Consider the following 2,182-nt stretch of genomic DNA (forward strand, 5'->3'; position numbering starts at 1 on the left):
ATGGTTACTGCCATCAAAGTCTGCAAAAATTTGCTGGTAACGTAACAGATTTCGGCAATGCATCTGTTTAGGGATGTAGACCCAATTATTTGCCCAGACCGACGCCAGGCGGGTTTGTACCCCTTCTGCCACCCGTTGTACCTCTTCCTGGGAAAGGGTGCTCTCTGCGCTTAACACTACGCATACTGATTTTGCAAGGTAATCGAGTAATTCATTGTGTTTGGCGGCCCCCATAAGTTGTTCCTCATTTTGCACGTTGTTGCCATTTTTTTAAGCGTTCAATAACCTGACTCGCCTGTTGGCTATTGAGCCATTGTGGGCTATCGATACCCGTTTCCCGTTTAATAAAGCGTCCCATGGCCTGCTCTGAGGCATCACGTACAATCCCTTTACTCGCCATCTGATGCCACAAAGCGCGGATTTTCTCCAGTTGTGGGTAGTATGCAGTACTGACCGTTGCCTGCTGTTTTTTAATACGAAACCCTTGTCGTTTTAATGCATTCAGTACTCGGTTAAGGTCTATCGTGCTGAGCGATTTTGCCGAAGACTGCCCGGTCAGATTTTTTAGCAACTGACGATAGGTCTCTTCATCCAGTTTTAACTGATTGGCGGCAATATTAATTAATTGCAGGTATTTTTGTCGGGTCATTAGGCGCTTTCCCTGGTTGATATGGATTCAGGCTTCCGAGCCATGAACAAAAAAATAATCCTTCGGGTTTTGAAGGATTATAAAATGAATACAAAAAATATACAATTGAATGAATTTTATGACGATTTTCTGCTATGACTTCTTCACGCAAATCGCCTTGGCATCCATATCCTTGACCGTTTCAAATTTTTCTGCGAACTGTTTGGCGGCCTGTTGACAGGCAGTTGCCGTGTCAAACTCCTGTGTATGCAGCGTGGAAAAAGCATTACCGGCATAGGGACTGGCGTATAGCGCTAAAATTAATATCCACATGGTGATTTCTCCTCTTTTACTGAATTAAGGTCGGGTGTTCAATAAAACAAAGGTTGACCGCAATGAACAGCAGGAAACCGGCAAACAGGCGGTTTTGTTGTTGACGTATTTCTGGTGATTGAAAATAGGGCCGCAAGCGGGTGGCAATGAGCGCGTAGAGCGTCATTATCAGCGCATCGACCATCACCATCGTCAGGGTCATGATGGTAATTTGTGGCCCTAACGGTTGGGCCGGATTAAGAAAGACCGGCAGGGTAGCAAGCAGGAAAGCGAGCGCTTTGGCGTTGGTGATATCGGTCAGAAAACCCCAGCAGAACCGTTGCGCGCCGCCGGTCAATGCTGCGACAGCGTAGGTATCCATCCTGACCGGTGCGCGCCAGGTTCGGTATGCAGCAAACAGCAACCAAAGTACGCTAATGCATTTCAGCAGCAGCCAGGCTGTTGCTGAGGCGCGCAATGCCTCAGCACCCAGTGCCACAATGGGTACCATCAAGGCTAACGCGGTCGCCTGACCGGCAATAAGCGGTAGCGTCTTGCGCCATCCCCGCTGGAAGGCATGGTTAAGGGTGAGGATAGCGCCTGCACCCGGTAATACGGCACTCAGCAAAGCACCGCCTAAAAAAACTAACCAAAGGTCAAGGTTCATGGTTTATTTACCTCGAGCGTTTGATGATGGGGTGGTGTTGATGGCGAATTTGCCGTGATACCTTTTAGTGGCACGACATCCCAGTTAAGTACCCAGGCGCTATACCGCTGTCCGCAGTGTGGGCAGGTCAATAACAGGTCAATCCCCCACTCGCCGCTTTCCGGTTGTTGGGTAATCTCGGCCTGGGTAGGATTCAGGTGGTGGGTTGCCTGATGGCAGCTGATGCAGGTAATACTCATAATAAGCGTGTTGCTTAATAGTGAAATAAGGGTGTTTCGGTGATTGAAGTAAATTTTACGCTGTTCTGAGATGGAAATTCCAAAGACCTGCGCTAAGGAGTAAGAAGGTATCATCAATAAAGGGTCTACGATTCCGTAAAATTTGGGTCATGCAACCGAGGCGCTTGATACCCGCGATGGCGTGTTCAACTGTAATACGGATGCCCGAGATTATTTTATTTTCTTGTTTTTGTTCAGGCGATAAAGGTCTTTTTCGAGTTCCTTTTTTTGGGATTTGTGTATTAGGATGCTGTTTATCTATACCTTGAAAACCGGTATCTGCCCAGATGGTTACCT

General features: G+C 47.5%; 6 protein-coding genes. All 6 read right to left on the reverse strand.

The annotated features are described in order from the left end of the window. Positions 1 to 234: Mor transcription activator family protein (locus CBG25_RS09300; RefSeq protein ID WP_290606207.1), on the reverse strand; the 234-nt coding region annotated here is incomplete at its 3' end. A gap of 10 nt (positions 235 to 244) precedes the next feature. Then, positions 245 to 649 (reverse strand): regulatory protein GemA, encoded by a 405-nt coding sequence (locus CBG25_RS09305; RefSeq protein WP_290606209.1) that lies wholly within the window; start codon positions 647 to 649, stop codon positions 245 to 247. Positions 650 to 781: 132 nt separating this feature from the next. Then, positions 782 to 961 carry a hypothetical protein gene (locus tag CBG25_RS09310; RefSeq protein WP_290605674.1) on the reverse strand — a complete coding sequence of 60 codons (180 nt, stop codon included), beginning with the start codon at positions 959 to 961 and terminating at the stop codon, positions 782 to 784. A 16-nt stretch (positions 962 to 977) separates the two neighbouring features. Further along, positions 978 to 1,607: a LysE family transporter gene (locus tag CBG25_RS09315; RefSeq protein ID WP_290606211.1), complete on the reverse strand. Its 630-nt coding sequence runs from the start codon at positions 1,605 to 1,607 to the stop codon at positions 978 to 980. Beyond that, positions 1,604 to 1,960, reverse strand: a complete 357-nt coding sequence (locus tag CBG25_RS09320; protein ID WP_290606213.1) for a hypothetical protein — start codon at positions 1,958 to 1,960, stop codon at positions 1,604 to 1,606. The genes CBG25_RS09315 and CBG25_RS09320 overlap by 4 nt, the downstream gene beginning before the upstream one ends. Then, on the reverse strand, positions 1,902 to 2,182 hold a 281-nt coding region (locus CBG25_RS09325), incomplete at its 5' end, for a transposase family protein (protein ID WP_290603775.1). The genes CBG25_RS09325 and CBG25_RS09320, both read right to left, overlap by 59 nt.

The organism is Arsenophonus sp. ENCA, from assembly GCF_002287155.1.
Classification (GTDB): Bacteria; Pseudomonadota; Gammaproteobacteria; order Enterobacterales; family Enterobacteriaceae; genus Arsenophonus; species Arsenophonus nilaparvatae.